The 19,689-nt window shown below is 41.5% G+C and carries 9 protein-coding genes; 5 read left to right on the forward strand and 4 right to left on the reverse strand.

Features of this window, described 5'->3' with window-relative positions; translation table 11 throughout:
* Nucleotides 1–62: 62 nt before the first annotated feature.
* From I593_RS21095 to I593_RS19465, 4 genes are all read left to right on the forward strand, one after another.
* Complete coding sequence (locus tag I593_RS21095) at nt 63–8,879, forward strand: DUF5801 repeats-in-toxin domain-containing protein (protein WP_228130598.1); 8,817 nt, start codon at nt 63–65, stop codon at nt 8,877–8,879.
* Nucleotides 8,880–9,093: 214 nt separating this feature from the next.
* Entirely contained in the window at nt 9,094–10,551 is a 1,458-nt protein-coding gene (locus tag I593_RS19455) for a TolC family protein (protein ID WP_026441216.1), read from the forward strand.
* A complete protein-coding gene (locus I593_RS19460) occupies nt 10,548–12,680 on the forward strand; it encodes a type I secretion system permease/ATPase (RefSeq protein WP_016165547.1) in 2,133 nt (710 codons plus the stop codon). The genes I593_RS19455 and I593_RS19460 overlap by 4 nt, the downstream gene beginning before the upstream one ends.
* Nucleotides 12,680–13,870 (forward strand): beta-barrel domain-containing protein, encoded by a 1,191-nt coding sequence (locus tag I593_RS19465; protein ID WP_001005358.1) that lies wholly within the window; start codon nt 12,680–12,682, stop codon nt 13,868–13,870. Before I593_RS19460 ends, I593_RS19465 begins: the two co-directional genes overlap by 1 nt.
* A 195-nt stretch (nt 13,871–14,065) precedes the next feature.
* Here the strand turns inward: I593_RS19465 and tnpC are convergent, their stop codons facing one another.
* The 3 genes from tnpC to tnpA form a co-directional block, all read right to left on the reverse strand.
* Complete coding sequence (gene tnpC / locus I593_RS19470) at nt 14,066–15,655, reverse strand: IS66 family transposase (RefSeq protein WP_016165548.1); 1,590 nt, start codon at nt 15,653–15,655, stop codon at nt 14,066–14,068.
* A gap of 74 nt (nt 15,656–15,729) precedes the next feature.
* Nucleotides 15,730–16,065, reverse strand: a complete 336-nt coding sequence (gene tnpB, locus I593_RS19475; protein ID WP_016165549.1) for an IS66 family insertion sequence element accessory protein TnpB — start codon at nt 16,063–16,065, stop codon at nt 15,730–15,732.
* Complete coding sequence (tnpA, locus tag I593_RS19480) at nt 16,062–16,445, reverse strand: IS66-like element accessory protein TnpA (RefSeq protein ID WP_016165550.1); 384 nt, start codon at nt 16,443–16,445, stop codon at nt 16,062–16,064. Before tnpA ends, tnpB begins: the two co-directional genes overlap by 4 nt.
* Before the next feature lie 436 nt (nt 16,446–16,881).
* On the opposite strand from tnpA, the gene I593_RS19485 reads away from it, so the two are divergent.
* Entirely contained in the window at nt 16,882–17,814 is a 933-nt protein-coding gene (locus I593_RS19485; protein ID WP_016165551.1) for an IS5 family transposase, read from the forward strand.
* A gap of 856 nt (nt 17,815–18,670) precedes the next feature.
* Here I593_RS19485 and I593_RS19495 read toward each other — a convergent pair.
* Nucleotides 18,671–19,666, reverse strand: coding sequence for an AraC family transcriptional regulator (locus tag I593_RS19495; RefSeq protein WP_016165553.1), 996 nt, complete (start codon nt 19,664–19,666; stop codon nt 18,671–18,673).
* Nucleotides 19,667–19,689: the final 23 nt, after the last annotated feature.

Genomic DNA, 19,689 nt, shown 5'->3' on the forward strand with positions numbered 1-19,689 from the left:
TACTTCTGAGTGGCATTCCACTGAGTGTCACAGATGCAGGAGGGGTAACCACAACAGGTAGTCTGGTTGTACAAGTGATTGATGATGTTCCAACTGCTGTGAATGATAGCAATAGCATTCCTGTAGGTAGTTTGGCAGTAGTTACTGGTAATGTGGTCAGCAATGACACGAAAGGTGCAGATGGCGCACGAGTAACTACAGTAAAAGCAGATACTGCTAATGGGTTAGATGTCACGATTGATCCAGTTGGTAACTATCCGGTTGTTGGTAAATATGGCACATTAACGATCCATTCTGATGGTAGTTATAGTTATGCACGTAATGCAGGTTCAGCTGGTGGTGTAAGTGACGTATTTACTTATACTTTAACGGATGGCGATAACGACACATCAACAGCACAATTGACAATCAACATTGCTGATGCAACCCCGACCAGCGCAATACCAACGGCTGGTGGTGCAACAACGACAGTCTATGAATCTGGTTTAAATGATGGTACAGAAGCTTCAACCAATAAAGAAACCACCAGTGGCACAATTAGCTTTACCTCTCCAGACGGTCTGGCAGTCAGTGATGCAATCAAGCTGGGTGGGCATACTTTAACTACCACGAATCAGACCTTTTCAGATGGTCTAACTGCGCGTTATGAATACAATGCAGCAACTGGAACGGGGACGATTTATTATAGTTATACCTTGCCTGCAAAAACGAGTGGCGATAATACAACAGCTACTTTCGCTGTTGAAATCAAGGATGCTGATGGAGATAGTGCAACAGCAGGGAATTTGGTCATCAATATTGTTGATGATGCACCAATCACCGTAGCGGATACAGGAAGTGTTACAGAAGGCGCGCTTTTGACCAAAGATGCAGCCAGTGGTGTACTTTCTAACGACCAGTCAGGCGCAGATGGTTGGGCTATTGGTGGCGGTGTAGTCGGTGTTGCTAAAGGCAATACAGGTACAACTTCGAGTACTGGAGTAGGAACAAGCATCACAGGTGATTATGGTACGCTTACATTAAATGCCAATGGTAGTTATAGCTATAAAGCGGATCCAAACAAAATAACAGCCAATGTACAGGATGTATTTACTTATACAGTGCGTGATGCTGATGGTGACTTAAAAACATCTACCCTTACCATTAATGTGCAGGATGTTACAGTCAATCCATTAACTACAGTGGGTAGCGTACGTGAGGATGGGATCGATGCCAATGGTACTCAGCCTGCGGGAACAGAGGCGAGTAGTTCTAGCAATATTATTAATGGTGATTTGAATCTACAGACGGGTTGGACAGCACAAGCAAAAACAGGCACTACAGCAAATGGAACGTATACCGTCAATTCAGATGGTACTTATAGCTTTACTTTAACTTCAGCAACCAAAGATTTAGCAGGCAATGAAACCAATAGCTTCACTTACACTGCTGTAGACCAATATGGCAATACGGTCACTAATACCATAACTATTAGCATTGTTGACGATAAACCTAAAATCAGTGAGAACGATGCAAATGTTGGTCGTGTAACTGTTGATGAAACTAATTTTGTCTCAGGTTCTGTTTCTGCAACAGATGCTAATTTTGTCAAAGATGTATTCACCCCTGTGTATGGTGCAGATGGTCAAGCTACAAGTAATGCGTTGATTTATGCACTTAACATTAGTTCCAATGGTGTGGATAGCGGATTAGATACCACCAGCGGCCAAAATGTCTTGCTGTATAAAGTAGGTAATCAGATTGAAGGATGTGCGGGTAGTGCATCAGGCGATGTGGTATTTCGTATCTCCATTGATCCGACCACGGGTGCTGTTACCTTAACTCAATCAGAAGCACTTAAACATCCCGTGGGCGGTTCTTCTTATGATGAAAGTCTTTCTATCAGCAATGCAGGTTTAATTACCCTAACTGCAACTGCTACAGATGGTGATGGTGATGCGGTCACCAGTGATCCTGTTGCGGTAGGTGATCGTTTTATCTTTAAGGATGATGGGCCATCAATTGGTTCTGCGCCAGCAGTAACTTCTGTAGATGAAAAAGGTCTAGCGACAGGAAGTGAACCAAACATATCGTTACTCACCGCAGAAGGCAATTTGAGTGTGAGTTATGGTCAGGACGGTTCAGGTAATGGCGGTGGTTTAAGCTTTGCTGCAAATCAAACTGCTTTAAAGGCAGTGCTAGATAGTACAGGTAATAGCGGTATAAGCTTTAGTATTAATGCGGCAGGTAACGTACTGACAGCCACGCGTGGCGGCAGTGATGTGTTCAAAGTCACTTTGGATACGACTACAGGCAAATATACCTTTGAACTATTGGGTTCATTAAACCATCCAAGCCATACTACACCATTGAATCTGAATTTTGACTTTATTGCCAAAGATGGTGATGGCGATACGGCATCTGGTAGTTTCGTTGTTCAAGTGATTGATGATGCACCAAAAACTGAGATTGTGATCACGATGGATGAGGATCATAGTTATGGTCCGTTCACCACCTCAGCTGATTCACGACTTGAGAATATTACCATTCAGGATGCGAATGGTAATACCATTGCTGGAACAGATAACGGTAATGGAAGCAAAAGTTTCAGTGTTGCACATGGCACTGTGACTGTAGATGAGGCTGGTCGAATTACTTATAAACCTGCCGATAACTATAGTAACTATGATGGAAGCTCTTCGACCAGTCCCGATACATTTAAAGTACTAGTTACTGATGACAGTGGGCAAACCACAACAACCAATGTGACTGTAAATGTAAATCCAGTCGCAGATGCACCAAATTTAGCCGGAACAACGGGTGTGGGTGGTAATGTAACACTAGCAAATGTGACTACGAATGAAGATACGGCTGTTATATTGGGTCTGAAAGCACCACGTGTAATCGATGCTATTGATCAAAATGGCAATACAACAACGGGTGATAGCCCAGAACGTCTAGGCGTGATTACCTTAAGCGGTATTCCTGCTGGCGCAGCGCTCTTATCTGGTACTGATGCTACATTATTCACATCGAATGGCGGCAATATCTCCATTTGGTTAACCGATGTTAATCATCCGACTGATGAAACCAAACCAGCAAATGCTTTGGAGATGACGTCTGCTGAGTTTGAAGCATTAAAGGTTTTACCACCTGCGGAAAGTCATGCCAACTTTACCGTAACGGTAAGTGTAACCAGTTATGAAGTTAACGATAGCGGTACTAAAGTTTCTGGTGTTAACGGTGCAACCAGTACTGCAACAGTCGTGGTCAATGTTCAGGCGGTTACGGACGGTATCGATCTGAAAATTTCAGATGGCAATAGTTTTGTTGATACAAGCAGTGCAGCACCTGTGGTTCAAACCATTGCGGAAGATACTGCACTTAATTTGACTAATTTGTTGAAAGTGACATTAGCGACTACTGGCGATAACAACACGACTGCTGACATCGACGGTAGTGAGCAACGCTGGATGACCATTACGGGGCTACCAGAAGGTACAACCTTAACTGTAGGTGGACAGCCTCACACCATTACTGCAACAGAATCGTCGGATGGCTATCGAATAGACATCCCAAATAATTACAATGGCGTTTCACCAAGCTTACCATCGATTACAGTGACACCACCAAAAGACTTTAGTGGTGACATTAACAATATCCAGATCACGCTACATGCGCAGGACCAAGATAGTGATGGTGCAGGTAATGGGCCGACTACTGGAACTGAAATTACTGACAGTGTTTATTTAAATCTACATGTTACGCCAGTAGCAGGTGATGTCGCAGCAGGTGATGTTTTTACCAATGAAGACACAGCAGTTGCTTTCCTGCAAAATGTAAGAGTGACGGATACGGGTACTGGTACAGAAGTCATTACACAAGTCGCATTTGAAATTCCTACAGGCTGGCTAGTGACTGCTCCAAGTAATAATGGAGGGTGGAGTGTAAGTGGAGATGGTTCGAGTGGATCTCCATATACCATCACTTTTGACAATACCTTGAATGAAGTGCAACGTGAGGCTATCTTGGACAGTTTCACAATCTTGCCGCCAGCCAATAGCAGTAAAGATGCAACGATTCAACTTAATATTACATCAACAGATACTAATGGTTCTGATACAAATACCCAGACTAAACCACTTGATGTAAAAGTCACTGTAAATCCTGTTGCTGAAATCATTGGTAATATTCCTGGTTCAGGTGATTCTGACAACGATGGTACAGCTGACCTGACCATGACAGGTGGTCACACTTACACGACAGCAGGTGCAGAAGACACATGGTATACACTGGGTACTGAGAGTGGATTTAACCTTGCCAATGGCTGGACGAATCAGGACGCAGATGAACTGACTTATGCACATTTAACTCCTGAGTTAGTTTCAGGGGATAGCTATGCGACAGTCATCGGATCACAATTCAAATGGACAGTTTCTGGTGTTGACTATACTGCAACTTATACAGGCACACCAATTGATGTACCTGTTAGTGCATTGTCAACATTACAGTTCTTGGCTCCTGAAAATGTATCGGGTACCTTTAAAATCAAAGTTGAAGCTTATACAGTAGACTATGATGATGACAATGAAGGGACGGGTACACCAGCGACAGCAGTATCAGGTGAAGCTTGGTTAGAAGGTATTATCATCGCACCTGTTGCTGATGGTATTAATACCTTGTCATTAAATGGTCGTGCGATTGGTTTGGAAGATACGCCAATCCCACTGTCTATTACGCCAAGAAGTTCTGATCCATCAGAAACCTTTAATATCACCATTTCAGATATTCCTGCTGGTGCAAAAATTATCTATGGCGGCGTAGAACAAACGATTACTAACGGTTCAGTCACGATCTCTAACTTTAGTACATCTACGCCACTGACGATTACTCCACCTTTTAACAGCAATGTAAACTTTACCTTAAGTGTTACTGCGACGGCGACGGATGGTAGCGTCATATCTGCTTCATCTAGTCCGCTCTCTATACCTGTTACAGTTTATGGTGTAGCAGATACACCGACAATTACCTTAAAAGATTATGACAGTAATCAGTCTGGTGTACAGTCTTATACAACCACTGAAGCTAATCTGGATGGTACTGCCCAGCATAAAGTGTCACTCTCTAATTTGATTGAAAATGTTTCATCGATTGATAATACAGATGGCTCAGAAAGCTTTACCCTTCGTATCACTGGCTTAGCCAAAGATTTCAATCTGGGTGGACGAGCCACTGTTTTGGTCACTGGCACAGGTGAAGAACGTGTCTGGGTGATTAAACCAACAGATTTAAATAATGTATTTATCACAGTACCAGAGAATTACAGTGGCAATGTGAATTTCAAAGTTGCAGGCGTTTCTACTGAAAATGATGGTGATTCCAAAACTGGTGCATTAACTGACGTTAATTTCACAGTGACACCTTCTGCCGAAGCAGAAGCAACGACCAGTGCGACACTGGTTGAAGATGAAATTACGACCCTGAATTTTGGCATTGTTCATGTAAATGGTGACAATGACGAAACTTTGGGACATGTTTGGATTGCACAGAATCAGGCGGCAGGTGCAAACTATACTTTATATCTAGGTACAGGCACATCGGCTGTTCTCTTAAGTAATGCAGGCTTACCAATCAAAACCATTGATGGGGTGGACTACTACGAATTGACTGCTGAACAAGCTCAAACCTTGGCAGCTAAAGGTGGTGATCAGCTTGATGGTGATCAGGGCTTCTTCACTTATAAATATGAAGTGACCGATAATCATTATGGTTCGGTGCAAACCTCACCAGCGGACACGGTGGTTAAAGATGGAGAATTAAAATTAACGGCGAGTGCAGTTACCGATGCTGTTGAGTTATCTGTTACTGGTATTTCTGGAATAAGCAATACCACTTCATCATCAGATCAACATGCAAATGATGATGCTACTCCAGACACCGCAACACTGACTGCAACGGATACTGTGACCGTTAATCTGAACGTCGCTTCGATTGACCATGATGGCAGTGAACACGTGGTTCGTATCTTGATCGAAAATGTGCCAGAGGGTGTAACTGTACAAGGTGCAAATGTTCAACAGATAGGTGTTGGTACATGGGTACTGGTCTATCAGGCAAATAATGCACCTTCAATCAACGCACAGGGTGGTATTGATGTACCAGTCACTTTCAAGATTGGTTCCGACGCGGGTGGCTTAACAGACCATCCGATTAAGATAACTGTACAGACACAAGATCTAGGGTCTGATTTGACTGCTATAACAGACATCAAATCTGATTCAGTGACATGGTATCTAAATACAGATTTTGCTGAGGCTCCAGGCAGTAAAGCACCGCTTATTGACCAATGGCAATATAATGATGCATCTGCTACGGAAGATACACCATTTAAATTAAGCGATGTGGTAGATCAAGCCATTACCATTCAGGATAATTCGGCAAGCAACTTGTTTACTGTCACCTTGAAAGATTTACCAGCAGGTACAATCGTCAATGGTATGGTACAAACCATGATCGATACAAATAATGATGGTAACCCTGATACCCCAGTATGGACAGCAAGTGTTACGGTAGATCCGAATGCCACTGATGCCGAAGCCGAAGCTGCTTTGCAAAATCTGTTAGACAGTATTGTGATCACGCCACCAGCAGACTGGAATGATAATGGTCAATCTGGACAGTTCCATTTCGATGCGACACTTACGACTTCGGTCTTGGGTGGCGCTACCAAAGAGGCAACGATTCAAGACATGACGATTCCAATCGCTCCTGTGACGGATAATCCGATATTCACCATGTCTGGAGATAGTATGGTGGGTGAGGGTGCGACAGCAATCACAAGTTCTATTACACTCGACCCTGCCGATGGAAGTTTTGGTAAGGTTGTCGATGGTAAAATGTATGTGCAAGTCAATGCTGCTGATACAACCGATGCCATGGAAGGTGGTCAGCTATACATCACGGGTAGTACAACACCACTTGTTTTACAAAGTGTAGATATTGATGGTGATGGTACAACTGATGGTGATTTCTACGTCATTGACATTGGTGAAAATGGCGGAACAGTAGACTTAACGTATACCATGCCAAATGGTGAGAAAACTGTACCAGGTAATGTATCATTTACTGCTTATGCAAACGTACAAGAAGACGGTGCAGATGTTAAAGCAGTCAGTGTCACGGGTTCTGTGGAAGTTCAACTGATCAATAATGGTGTAAATGTTGTTTCACAAAACTTTATTGGTATTGAGTCAGAACTGGCAACTAAAGCCAATGCAATTGAGCTGACTGGTGCAGGTGGACTAAGCGTGAGTTTGAACGATTCAGATGGTTCAGAGTCTTATGGTGCAATTTTGCTATCTGATGTTCCAAATGGCTTCTTGGTTTATGTCGGAAATGATGCGGCATCCGCAACGCTTGCAAGTAATGCAGGTGGTGATGGCACAACCAACACTTGGGTACTCTCAGAAAGTGGTGGACTACCAGCTTATGTTGCGATATTACCGCCGATACACTGGAGTGGTACTGTTGAAAACTTACAGTTGGTTGTAACTTCTGGTGAAAGTAGCTTATCTCCTTTAACTGAAACCAAAGACATTGGAGATTTGGTGGTTAATGCCGTAGCCAATGGCGTTGATATCAAACCGACTCAAACTTTCGGTAAAGAAAATGAGATTATTCCACTTAACCTGAATGCATCGATGCATGATCCAAAAGTTTCAGAAGTTGCAAATGACAGCAGTACTGAAACTATGACCATTAAACTCACAGGTCTGGGTCAATATGCCTCTTTTTATATCGATGGTGTACAGATTTCATCTAGTCAAATTACAGTAAGTGGAACTGGATCAAGTACTACTTATACCATTACAGGTTTAACCCAAAGCAATATAGATAAGTTAGGCTTTAAACAGGCGAAAGCAGCTTTAACTGATCAGGATTCAGCGACTACAGGTACACAAATCGGGGTAGAAGCATGGACAGTTGAAAGTGGTGCTGGAAATAGTGCATCTGCTCATGTTTCTACGAACATTACTGTAAATATGACGGCCCAACAGGCTACAATAGGTAATGATACCTTGCTATATACAGCAAGTAGTATTAATGCTGGAGCAGGTACAGATACGATTCAGCTCCGTTCTGGTGAAACTGTATCAGGTGCTACTTTGGCAGCAAATCTGAAGAATGTTGAAGTGCTGGATTTGTCTGTAAATGGAGCAAATAATATCACTAGCCTGACAGCATCACATGTATTGACCATGACTGATGCGGCACATACCTTGAAGATCAATGGTACTGCTGAGGATACTGTTGGACTTGGTTCAGGCTGGACACAAAGTGCAACCAATAATGGTTATGTGACATACACCAGTACCGTATCGGGTACGGCTGTCACTTTGCTGGTGAGTGAAAATGTTCATACCCAATCTGGAGTAAATCCATTATCAGCGAGAAGCTTCAGCGTAGCTGAAACCAGTTCGGATGATGTGATTGTGGCCAAAGCGGGTAACGATACCATTACGACGGGTCAGGGTCACGATACATTGATTTATAATGTGCTAGATGCGAGTGATGCCAAAGCGGGGCATGGTATTGATCATTGGACAGATTTCGGTTTTGGTTCTACCGCAACAGATAGCAATGCCGAAACGATTCAATTCTCATCAGAATTCTTTAATGATTTGCTTAGTGATAGTGATTTGACATCATCTCATCTTTCACAAGTCGAAAAATTCATTAAGGTTGACTATGATGCAGCAACTGAATCTGCAACCGTGAAAGTAGATCGTGATGGTGAAGCAAATGGTTCAAATTATCAGGATCTTTTGGTCTTAGAACATCAAACTTCGAATGTAACGCTTGCAGAGCTGTTAAATAATCATCAAATTACGATTGGCTAACTTATCGTGTTGATGGATAAAAGTTGCCCCATCCGTGGGGCAATTTTTATGCTAGATGTGAATAATTTCGCTAAATCATTTAATGGCAAAACAAAATTCCAGTACAATGCTTGAGTTTTGATTTTCCTCATCATTATTATAGTCGTGAAACAATATCATGAATAAACGGGATGTATTAATAAAGACGAGTTTATGTTCACTTCTTAGCCTTTATATGCCTTTACTTTATGCAGCGTCTGGTCAGGAAATTGCAACTTCGTTAAAAGATAATTTACAAGGTGTATTTACCCCAAAATCGGATGATCATTTTAATAAAGTAGATCTTAAACAGCTCTCAAATTTTGATGTCGATACCTCAAATTTTGATGAACTTCCTGTTATCGGTTCAACACATTCCAATACGGTCAATACTGCGGGATTGAGCTTGGTAAGCCCCACTTCAAGAACGCTTGATATTTCTGAGGCAGTGAAAATTGCGGTTCAGCGACATCCTGAAATTAGTCAAAATATTGCGAGTCTTGCTTCTCAAAATGCCAATATTGATGTGGCTAAAGCTGCATATTATCCTCAATTATCGGGTGGTATTTCGACTGGAGATATGACTTCTGGCGAACGCGGTCGGCAGTTATTAAGTCTTAATGCGACACAGATGGTCTATGATTTTGGTAAGGTCAAATCCAGTGTGGATATTCAAAAAGCCAGATTAGCATTGCAGCAGGCGCAAGTGCTGGTCAAGATTGATGAGGTTGCACTTGAGGTTGCAAGTGCAATCGTGAATCTAAAACGCTATGAGGAAGTCTGTCGCATTGCACAGCAGCAAGTAGATGGGATTGCACGTATTGCTGAGATTGCCAATTTGCGTGCAAATGCTGGCATTAGCAGTCAGGCAGATCCCGTGCAGGCGAAGTCGTATCTTGAAGCTTCCCAATCAAATTTAATTGCTCAACAAACACAATTAAGACTGTATCAACAAAAATTACGGACTTTACTGGGCTTTGATATCAGTCGGATCAACTGGAAAATACCTGAAAATGTAGTCACTGAATCAAAGATTTTTGAAGCACCTAAAATCAATACGATTCCTACGATTATGTCTGCTCAAGCAGAAGTAAATGTCGCAAAAGCACAGAAAACTCAGACAGATCTCAGTCGTTACCCTACTTTAAATTTAGTTGGAACGCTAAGTCAGGCACTGAATGGTGTCAATCCAAACAATAACAAGGATGACGGATTTGATAGTTCAATTAAATTTGAAGCAAGCAGTAACTTCTTTCAGGGTGGATCAGTGGGGGCGCAAAGTCGCGCTGCAAGTTATGCAGAAGAAGCTGCCAAAGCCAAAGTACAAAATAGTTATATGGATATTCTGGAACAGATTCGCATGACTGAGGAACAAGTCACAAATAAACAACGGCAGATGCAGGTTTTGGTTGCCAGACAATCAACCACCACCAGAACAAAAGAATTATATCAGGAGCAATATAAGCTTGGTACGCGGACAGTAGTGGACTTACTTAATGCTGAACAAGCCATTCATAGTGCAAATATGGAAATTGAAAATAATCGTTATGATATTTATGCAAATCTAGTCCAACTTATCTCGACTACAGGTCAATCACGAGATGTTTATCATCTTAATCGTCTATCCATTCAGGGGGTTAAGGTTCAGCCATGAGTACGATGAATTACCAGCCATATCTTCAGGCAATTTTATTGATTGCCAAACATTATCGTATCGAAACCTCTGAAGAACGTATCCGTTTGCAGATGGATTGGGCAGGGGCTAGTGCAGCAGATGAGGTCGTGAAAACGATTGCACGTCAGATTGGCTTAAGTGTACGTAAAAGTAAATTTTCAAAAGAGATGCTTAATCCATGGCGTTTACCAGTCATCGTGGTATTCAAGGATGGTCAAGTTGGTGTGGTTGATCAGGCAGATGTCGATCATAATGTCAGTATCCAGATGAGTGGTGATCAGGGGCTTGCGCAAAGTTTTGTTGCTTCTGACCTTCAACATGAAATTGAAAGTGTTTATATCCTGCGACCTGAAAAATCAGTTGCAGATGCGCGTATTGATGAATATATCAAACCTTATGAGAGTAGTTGGTTCTGGTCGATCGTGTTACGTGACTGGAAACGATATATCGATATTATGTTTGCATCATTAATTGCAAATATTCTGGCACTGGCAACCATTATATTTTCAATGCAAGTCTATGATCGAGTCGTGCCTTCTCAGTCAATTCCTACGTTATGGGTGTTGGCAGGTGGTGTATTGATTGCGGCAATTTTTGAATTTGTTTTACGTGTAGCGCGTATCTATTTATCAGATATTATTGGTAAACGAGCAGACTTGCGTATTTCAGATCGGGTTTTTGGTCATACGCTCAGAATTAAAAATAGTGAGCGTTCCAAATCAACAGGTACTTTTATTTCCCAAATTCGGGAGTTGGAAGGGGTGCGGGAGCTAGTCACCTCAACGACGATTAGCGCCATTGCCGACTTGCCATTTTTCTTTTTATTTTTGGTTATATTCTGGATCATTGGCGGCAATCTTTTCTGGGTCATGGTACTTGTTGTACCGCTTATGATTATTCCAGCCATATTGGCACAAAGACCACTGGCTAAACTTGCCAGAGAGGGAATGCGTGAGTCTTCGATTCGTAATGCAATATTGGTGGAATCAGTGCAAGGCATAGAGGACATTAAGCTGTTACGCGCTGAATCCAGATTCCAGAATCAATGGAATCATATGAATGAAATGTCTGCCGATATTAGTATGAAGCAGCGTAAAATAGTGGGCGTGATGACTGCATGGACGCAAAAAGTCCAAGGTCTGACTTATGCTCTTGTGGTACTTGTTGGCTGTTTTGCCGTGATTAGTGGAGAAATGACCACAGGTGCATTGGTTGCATGCTCAATTTTATCTTCACGAATGTTGGCACCAATTGCACAAATTACGGGTGTTTTGGGACGTTTACAGCAAGCCAAAGTCGCAAAAAGTAGTCTTGATGAGTTAATGAAAAAGCCAGTTGACCAACCTGATCGGGCGCATTTGATCCATCGCTCAGTATTGTTGGGTGATTATCAATTGAATGGCACTTTATTTAAATATAATCAAGATGATGCAAAACCCAATCTAGCGATTGCTCAACTAGCAATTCGGGCGGGAGAGAAAATTGCAATTTTAGGCCGAAATGGCGCGGGGAAATCCACATTATTGCAATTATTATCAGGCATGCAAATGCCGCAGCAAGGTAATATTTATCTTGATGGTCTTGATTTATCACTGATTGATCCTGCTGATATTCGTCGTGATACAGGGTTACTTAATCAGAGTGCGCATTTGTTTTATGGCACAATCAGGGAAAACCTAACTTTAGGCGCACCTTTAGCCTCAGATGATGACTTGATTCAGGCGCTCAAAATGACAGGAGCTTGGTCATTTGTACAAGATAAAAAAGAAGGTCTTGATCATCTTGTACTTGAGGGTGGCTTAGGTTTCTCTGGTGGACAACGGCAGGCTTTGTTGCTGTCACGCTTGCTTATTCGCCAACCTAATATTGTATTGTTAGATGAGCCAACAGCGTCGATTGATGATGTAGCAGAAAAACAACTTATTGATCATCTAATGAATTGGATGGGGCATCGGACTTTAATAGTTGCAACTCATCGGCGAGCTGTTTTGGCATTAGTTGATCGAATTATTGTCATGAATGAGGGGAAAATTGTGATGGATGGTCCACGCGATCAGATTTTGAGTCAATCAAATAATCAAACTCATCCATCCAGTGGGGCACAATAATGAATGAACAACCACAACAAACAAAACGTCCTGCTAAAGCTTCATTTCATGAACCACCTTTACCTAAATCGAGTATGGTCATCTGGATTATTGGCTTAGGACTTTTGGTGTTCTTTATATGGGCTGCTTTATTTAAATTGGAAGAAGTTTCTACAGGTACGGGTAAAGTTATTCCATCTTCTAAAGAGCAAATTATTCAGTCATTAGAGGGTGGTATTTTGACCAAACTCGATGTTAAAGAAGGTGATATTGTAGAAAAAGGCACCATATTGGCACAACTTGATCCGACTCGCTTTGCATCTAATGTAGGTGAATCGCAGTCTTTGCTCGTTTCTTCATTGGCCACTTCGGCACGTTTACGGGCAGAAGTAAATGGAACTGCATTACAATTTCCCGAGATAGTTCAAAAAGATTCGCAATTGGTTCGTGAAGAAACACAGTTGTATAATACACGACGGATAAATTTAGAAGAGTCAATATCAGATCTAACGACTTCTTTAACATTGGTACAGCAAGAGCTAAGAATGACTGAGCCGTTAGTTGCTAAAGGAGCTGCAAGTGAGGTAGAGGTTTTAAGGTTAAAACGTCAAGCTTCTGATTTACAAAAGCAAATTAATGATACACGTAGTCAGTATTATGTAAAAGCAAGGGAAGAATTATCCAAAGCCAATACCGACGTAGAAACACAACGGCAGATTGTGAAAGGAAAATCAGATACATTAAATCGTACAGTCTTTAGAGCGCCTGTTCGCGGTGTGGTAAAAGAAATCGATGTAATGACTTTAGGTGGCGTAATTCCTCCTAATGGCAAGATTATGACGATTGTGCCGTTAGATGAACAGCTTCTGATCGAAGCTAGAATTTCGCCAAGAGATATTGCCTTTATTCGTCCAAACCAACAAGCTTTAGTCAAAATTACAGCGTACGATTATGCGATATATGGCGGATTACATGGCAAAGTGACCGTGATATCTCCTGATACGATTCGAGATGAAGTTAAACAGGATCAATTTTACTATCGGGTTTATATTCGCACTGATTCAGATAAGCTGCGAAATAAACAGGGTAAGACTTTTGCGATTACGCCTGGAATGGTGGCGACAGTTGATATTCGCACTGGACAGAAAACAGTGCTGGACTATTTGATTAAGCCATTCAATAAAGCCAGAGAAGCGTTAAGAGAAAGATAAAGTCTTAAATTTTATGGATTTTGTAGTGATACAAAATCCTTTTTTTAATTTTAGATATCTCATTACCGCGCACGAACCACAAGCCGATAATACCCAATCAATAAAAAAATACCTGTCGCACAGCTCAAAAATATGAGTTTAGTTAAAACCAGATAAGTTTGAGTGTAAGCGTCCGCTGAACCCCATGCCTATTTTTTAATTTGAGTTGGATTTCCAGCGATGTGTCAGTAATTCTTCTATTTGGGTCGCTTTATGCGTCGGCAGCCTTTTCAGCACATCACTTAAATAGGCATACGGATCCAAGCCATTCAGCTTTGCTGACTGGATTAATGTCATGATATTGGCTGCTCGCTGACCGCTGCGCAGCGAACCTGCAAATAGCCAATTCTTACGTCCCAACGCCCAAGGTCGCATCTGGTTTTCCACCCAATTATTATCTATAGGTAGATTGCCATCATCCAGATAGCGGCTTAAAGCTGGCCAACGCTTCAGAGTGTAATTGATGGCCTTGGCGGTTGGAGAACTCGATGGCACAGTCAGTTGATGTTGGTTAAGCCATTCATACAGTTGTTGCATCACCGGTTGACTATGCTGTTGTCGGTATTCGCGGCGCTGTTCTGCCGTACCATCGGTCTTTTTCCTGAGTTCTGCTTCTATCGCATACAGTTTCTGAATCAGCACCAATGCCTGTTCAGCGACCTGACTTTTCCCGGTCACATGCAGTTCATGGAATTTACGACGTGCATGGGCCATGCAGCCCACCTCAATGACCTGACCTGATTTAAAGCGTGCTTTATAACCACTGTAATCATCACAGACTAGATTGCCCTGCCAGCCATTCAGGAACTCTGCAGCATGCTGGCCTGAACGACTATCCTGAAAGTCATAGATCACCGCCTGAACTGGATTGTACTGTGTAGTGGCATAGGCCCAGACATAACCTTTCTTCGGTTTTTTATCATTCTCACCCATCCGCATGATGGTGACCGGTGTTTCATCTGCATGCAGCACCACCTCTTTTAAGGCATTGGCCAGAGGTTCCAGTTCTACACCGCAGCGACCTATCCAGTCAGATAAAGTTGATCTAGAAAGTTCGATTCCCGCCCGCTGATAGATCAGACGTTGACGGTACAGCGGCAAATGATCGGCATATTTCGATACCAGCACATGGCTGAGCAGTTCAGGTGAAGCAATGCCTTTATCAATCACATAGGCAGGCATCGCTTGCTGAGTCAGGGTGTCACACTGATCACAGACCCATTTGCCACGGACATGCTGTTCCTTGTAGAACTGTGCCGGTCTGAAATGCAGTTTTTCACTGATATCTTCGCCGATACGACGTAACTGGCAGCCACAACTGCATTGGGTTGATGCAGGTTCATGCTCAATACGGATGGTGTGTAGATGATCTGGCAGCAGTCGACGTTTAGGTTTGTTGACTGTGGCTTTCTGTGTCCCTGCATCGGTTTTATCTGCATTTAATCGTTCTAATTCCAGATCAACGGCTGCGATATCTTCTTCGACCGCTTCGTCCCATAGATGGATTTGTTTTGCGGTGAGATGTTCGTTTTTACTGCCGAATTTATGCTTTTTAAACAGCGCCAGTTCATGCTCGTATTTTTGATTGAGAATAGAAAGATGCTGAACTTTGGCATCCAATTGCTGGTTTGATTTTTCTAATTCTTGATTTGATTGTGCCAGAGACTGATGCTGCATCGCCAACTGCCGGGTAAATTCCAGCAGTTGTTCATGGGTCAGTTGGCTTAAGTCAGGCAGCGTATTCATGACCGCAGTATGCCTGAGGTCATGACGCAGAGGAAATAGAACGTTTGGAGAATAGCAGAATAGCCGAGCTTGGTTTAGAGCATTGTTACCACTTGCTGTCGTCCAATGCGCTGCCAGGGCAAACCCTGGATTAATGCCTGTAACTGTTCCGGGCTGAGGGCCACGGTTTCACCTTGGTGAACTTGAGCCCAGTGGAATTTTCCCTGTTCCAGCCGCCTGGCACACAGCCAGATGCCCAGTCCATCATGTACCAGCACTTTCATACGATGGCCACGTTTATTACAGAACAGGTAGGCGCAATGCGGTTTGATTGAGCCAAAGGCTTTCATAATCTGCGCCATGACCGTATCCATCCCTGCTCGCATATCCAGAGGTTGGGTGGAGAGCCAGATTTCATCAATGCAGATCATGTTGCAAGTACCTTGAGTAATTCTGCTAAAGCAGATATTTCTGATACTTGCCATTTCAAGCCAATTTCTGCTTTTGAGTGGGGTAAAGTAATTTGAACCGTTAACATGTCAGTAGGAGTAGGATCTAATGGTGCAGAGCAAGATAAGGCAATAAATGTAGGTTTATTCGGTAGTGGTGAGCGATCATTCCCTGGCTTAGCATCAATTAAGCGAATCCATTTGGATACAAGATTTGTATTCAATCCATGTTGCAAAGCGACTGAAGCAATTGAAACGTCCGGTGCTTTACAAGCCTGAACGATCTGCTGTTTAAATTCAGCACTGTATGTTCTTCGTTTTTTCGCAAGAGATGCGATGGATGTCTGATTATTTGTAGTCATAAATTTAAGTCCCCACTTGTTTCTAAGTGGGGACTAAATTAGGGCTTATAGGATGAATTCATAAGGTGTGTTCAGCGGACGCTTACATTTTTTAAGCTGTATACATCAACGGATGATGGATACCTCCAAAGATTTGAGATAACACCCTATGAGCAATCAGAAGAATACCCAAAATTTAAAAAATCTAAAGAATCAGCACTTAGTATTTTAGAGTTATTGCTGTACATGGTAGAAAACCATGATAGATATCTTGAGCGTGTAGAATATTCTATTAATGAGAATATATCTTTCCCTATGTATCTAGATACTCTACATCCTAAAAATAGATTGGAAACGTATAAACTTTTAGGATTTTCTTCGTTTGATAATTTTAGCTCAGCTTGGCTTTGTTGCACAAACCTATCTCTAAAGGCTTATTCCACAATATAATTTTCAAATGAATAAGCCTACACCCAAAATTTATCGTACAATCAATTGGTCTTCATATAACCGAGCACTCATTAATCGTGGAAATATTGCCATTTGGTTTGATCCTACTACGCAATGGTATGCCCCATCAAAAGGCAAACAAGGACGAAATCAAACTTACTCCGATGCAGCTATCCAATGCTGCCTAATGATTAAATCTCTTTTTCGATTGTCTTTACGTATGGTCACTGGCTTTGTTCAAAGTCTCATCCATCTTTGTGGGTTAAATTGGATAGCGCCAGACTACACTACAATTTGTAGACGACAACAGCATATTGATATTGCGATTAGCTATCAAAGAAGTTGTGATGGACTGCATCTACTCGTTGACTCTACTGGTTTAAAGTTTATAGGTGAAGGCGAATGGAAGCGTAAAAAACATCAGCCTGAATATCGTCGACAATGGCGCAAACTTCATATTGGTATAGATGCTGAAACACTTCAAATACGGGCAGTTCAGCTCACAACCAACAATGTGAGTGATTCACAGGTGCTTGGTCATTTACTTGCTCAGATTCCAGAAGATGAGAGAGTTGACTCCGTCTATACCGATGGAGCTTATGATACCAAACAGTGCCGAAAGGTCATTGTGGATCGGCAAGCACAAGCAGTGATTCCACCAAGAAAAAATGCGAAGCCATGGAAAGATAAAAAGATGGGCTCACTAGAACGCAATGAGTTGCTTCGAACAGTTAAGCGTTTAGGAAGAACTATTTGGAAGAAATGGTCAGGCTATCATCAGCGAAGTTTGGTTGAAACTAAGATGCATTGCATCAAATTATTAGGGGATAAACTCAGTGCGAGAAATTTTCAAAGCCAAGTCAATGAGATTCATGCACGTGTGGCAGTATTAAATAAATTTACAGACTTAGGCAGACCACATACCCGAGTTGTCACTTAAATTAGAGTAGATATGAGAAATCCTAACTTTTAAATCTTTGTGCAACAAAGCCTCTTTCGATTCTTAGCCTCATCCCATTCAAAATACTGTTTTATAAAAAACATTCAAATTTGTATATACAATAGTGTATCATAAATTTGTATTACTCAAGCTAAATAGAGTTTTTTTGGTCAATTTTATTGGCTGAAAGTGACAAATCTGTTCAATAAAAAGCCGACTTGTTTCAAAGTCGGCTTTTTTTGCATTTTTTGGCTAGAGATAAATTTTTAAGTCATTTATTTTTAAATTAATATACAAGTGTATTGTGTATAATCACCATTATGCTAAATGGATCAATTTAAAACCTTTTATCTCTCCAGTACCTAATATCGGTTCTTGACCCAACTCTCAATTTCTTTGTGTATATGGTCCAAATAAACCTGAGCGCGTGCTTTTGAAAAATAATCTATGACCAATCCAGAAAAGCAAAACAATAGAATGACAAAGCAAAGATAGTGAATCGATACGCTCTCAACAAATATCCATGTGAACAGTGCAAGAGCAGAAATGATGATTAATGCCCATGCTGTTTTCGGATACCAACGCATAAATTCATCGGTACGTTTCTTTTCACTTTTTATAAACTCGATAGGATTTTCTAAAAATGAGTGAACCTCCAACCATAAGAAAAATCAAAGCACTCAGTAACAAAGGAATGATCAAAAACTTAGAGTTGGATAGATGTGTCATAGGGAGGATAAAAATACTCAAAATCATTAATGTTAGTGCGTAGATCACGATGATTTTGCCTTCGAGAATTTCGCCCTGACACCAAGCAATTGTATGTTCTATAAAGCTCATTAAATTCACTCCAATATCAAGAATACTGGTGTCTATAGGTATTTGGTGTTGCTCCAGTCCAGTGCTTAAAAGCTCTAGAAAAAGAGTTCACTTCCTGAAAACCTAGTAAGAATGAGATCTCACTCGTACTAATCGAGGATTGTTTTAAATAATATTCAGCCAATGCCTTACGGGTATCATCCAGTATGGTTTTGAAATTGGTATTTTCGTCTTCAAGTAACCTTTGTAATGTGCGTTTACTTAGAGCCAGTCTTTTTGCTACTTCATCAATATTGCCCAATCCAGCAGGTAAACTTTCCAAGAGGATCGCTTTGACCTTTTCTTTGGTTGCAACACTGTGATCAAGTTCTGCTAGGCTTTGTTTTAAGTTGGGTTCAAAAAAAGACCACATTGTTGAGTTGGATGTTAAAAAAGCGCGCTCACTGTCTGTTTTTGAAAACTGAATGGATATACCGTGACTTTCTTGCGGAGCTACTCCAAAAAATTCCTGATATTTTTCAATCTCATTTGGTAATTCTGGCAAATAAATGGCTTTAGGAATGATTTGAGCACGAGTACAAATCCGTGCAAGTTGTGTAAAAAATATCAGTTCCGTCAGTATTAAACTCTTTGGAATTTCTGTATCTACTTCATAAAACTCAATATCTAAACTCAGCACATTTTCATCGACTTTGGGGTGCAATGCGATTGGACCAATTAAGCGTTTAAAGTGTGATAAGCGTTGCAGTGCAATCGTGAGATTAGGACTACAGATGCAAGCAAATATTGCAGGATCAAATAATTCTACTGTAATCATTTGTCCTATCTTTAAGGGAAGATTTTCGACGCCAGATACAGTCTCTATCGCGTTCCAGAAGTCAAAATATTGCGTGGCTGTCACATAAAACTCTTTACGATTAAAGGCATCGAGAGGTAAAGAGGCTAAGCGCAAAACATCTTCTGGTTGTACACCTAAGTCGATTAGAAAGAGTTTCCAACTCGGTTGTAGCATAAACTTTGAAGCATATTTCATGGTAATCCTCCTTTCCTCGCATG

Source organism: Acinetobacter tandoii DSM 14970 = CIP 107469 (genome assembly GCF_000400735.1).
Lineage (GTDB): Bacteria > Pseudomonadota > Gammaproteobacteria > Pseudomonadales > Moraxellaceae > Acinetobacter > Acinetobacter tandoii.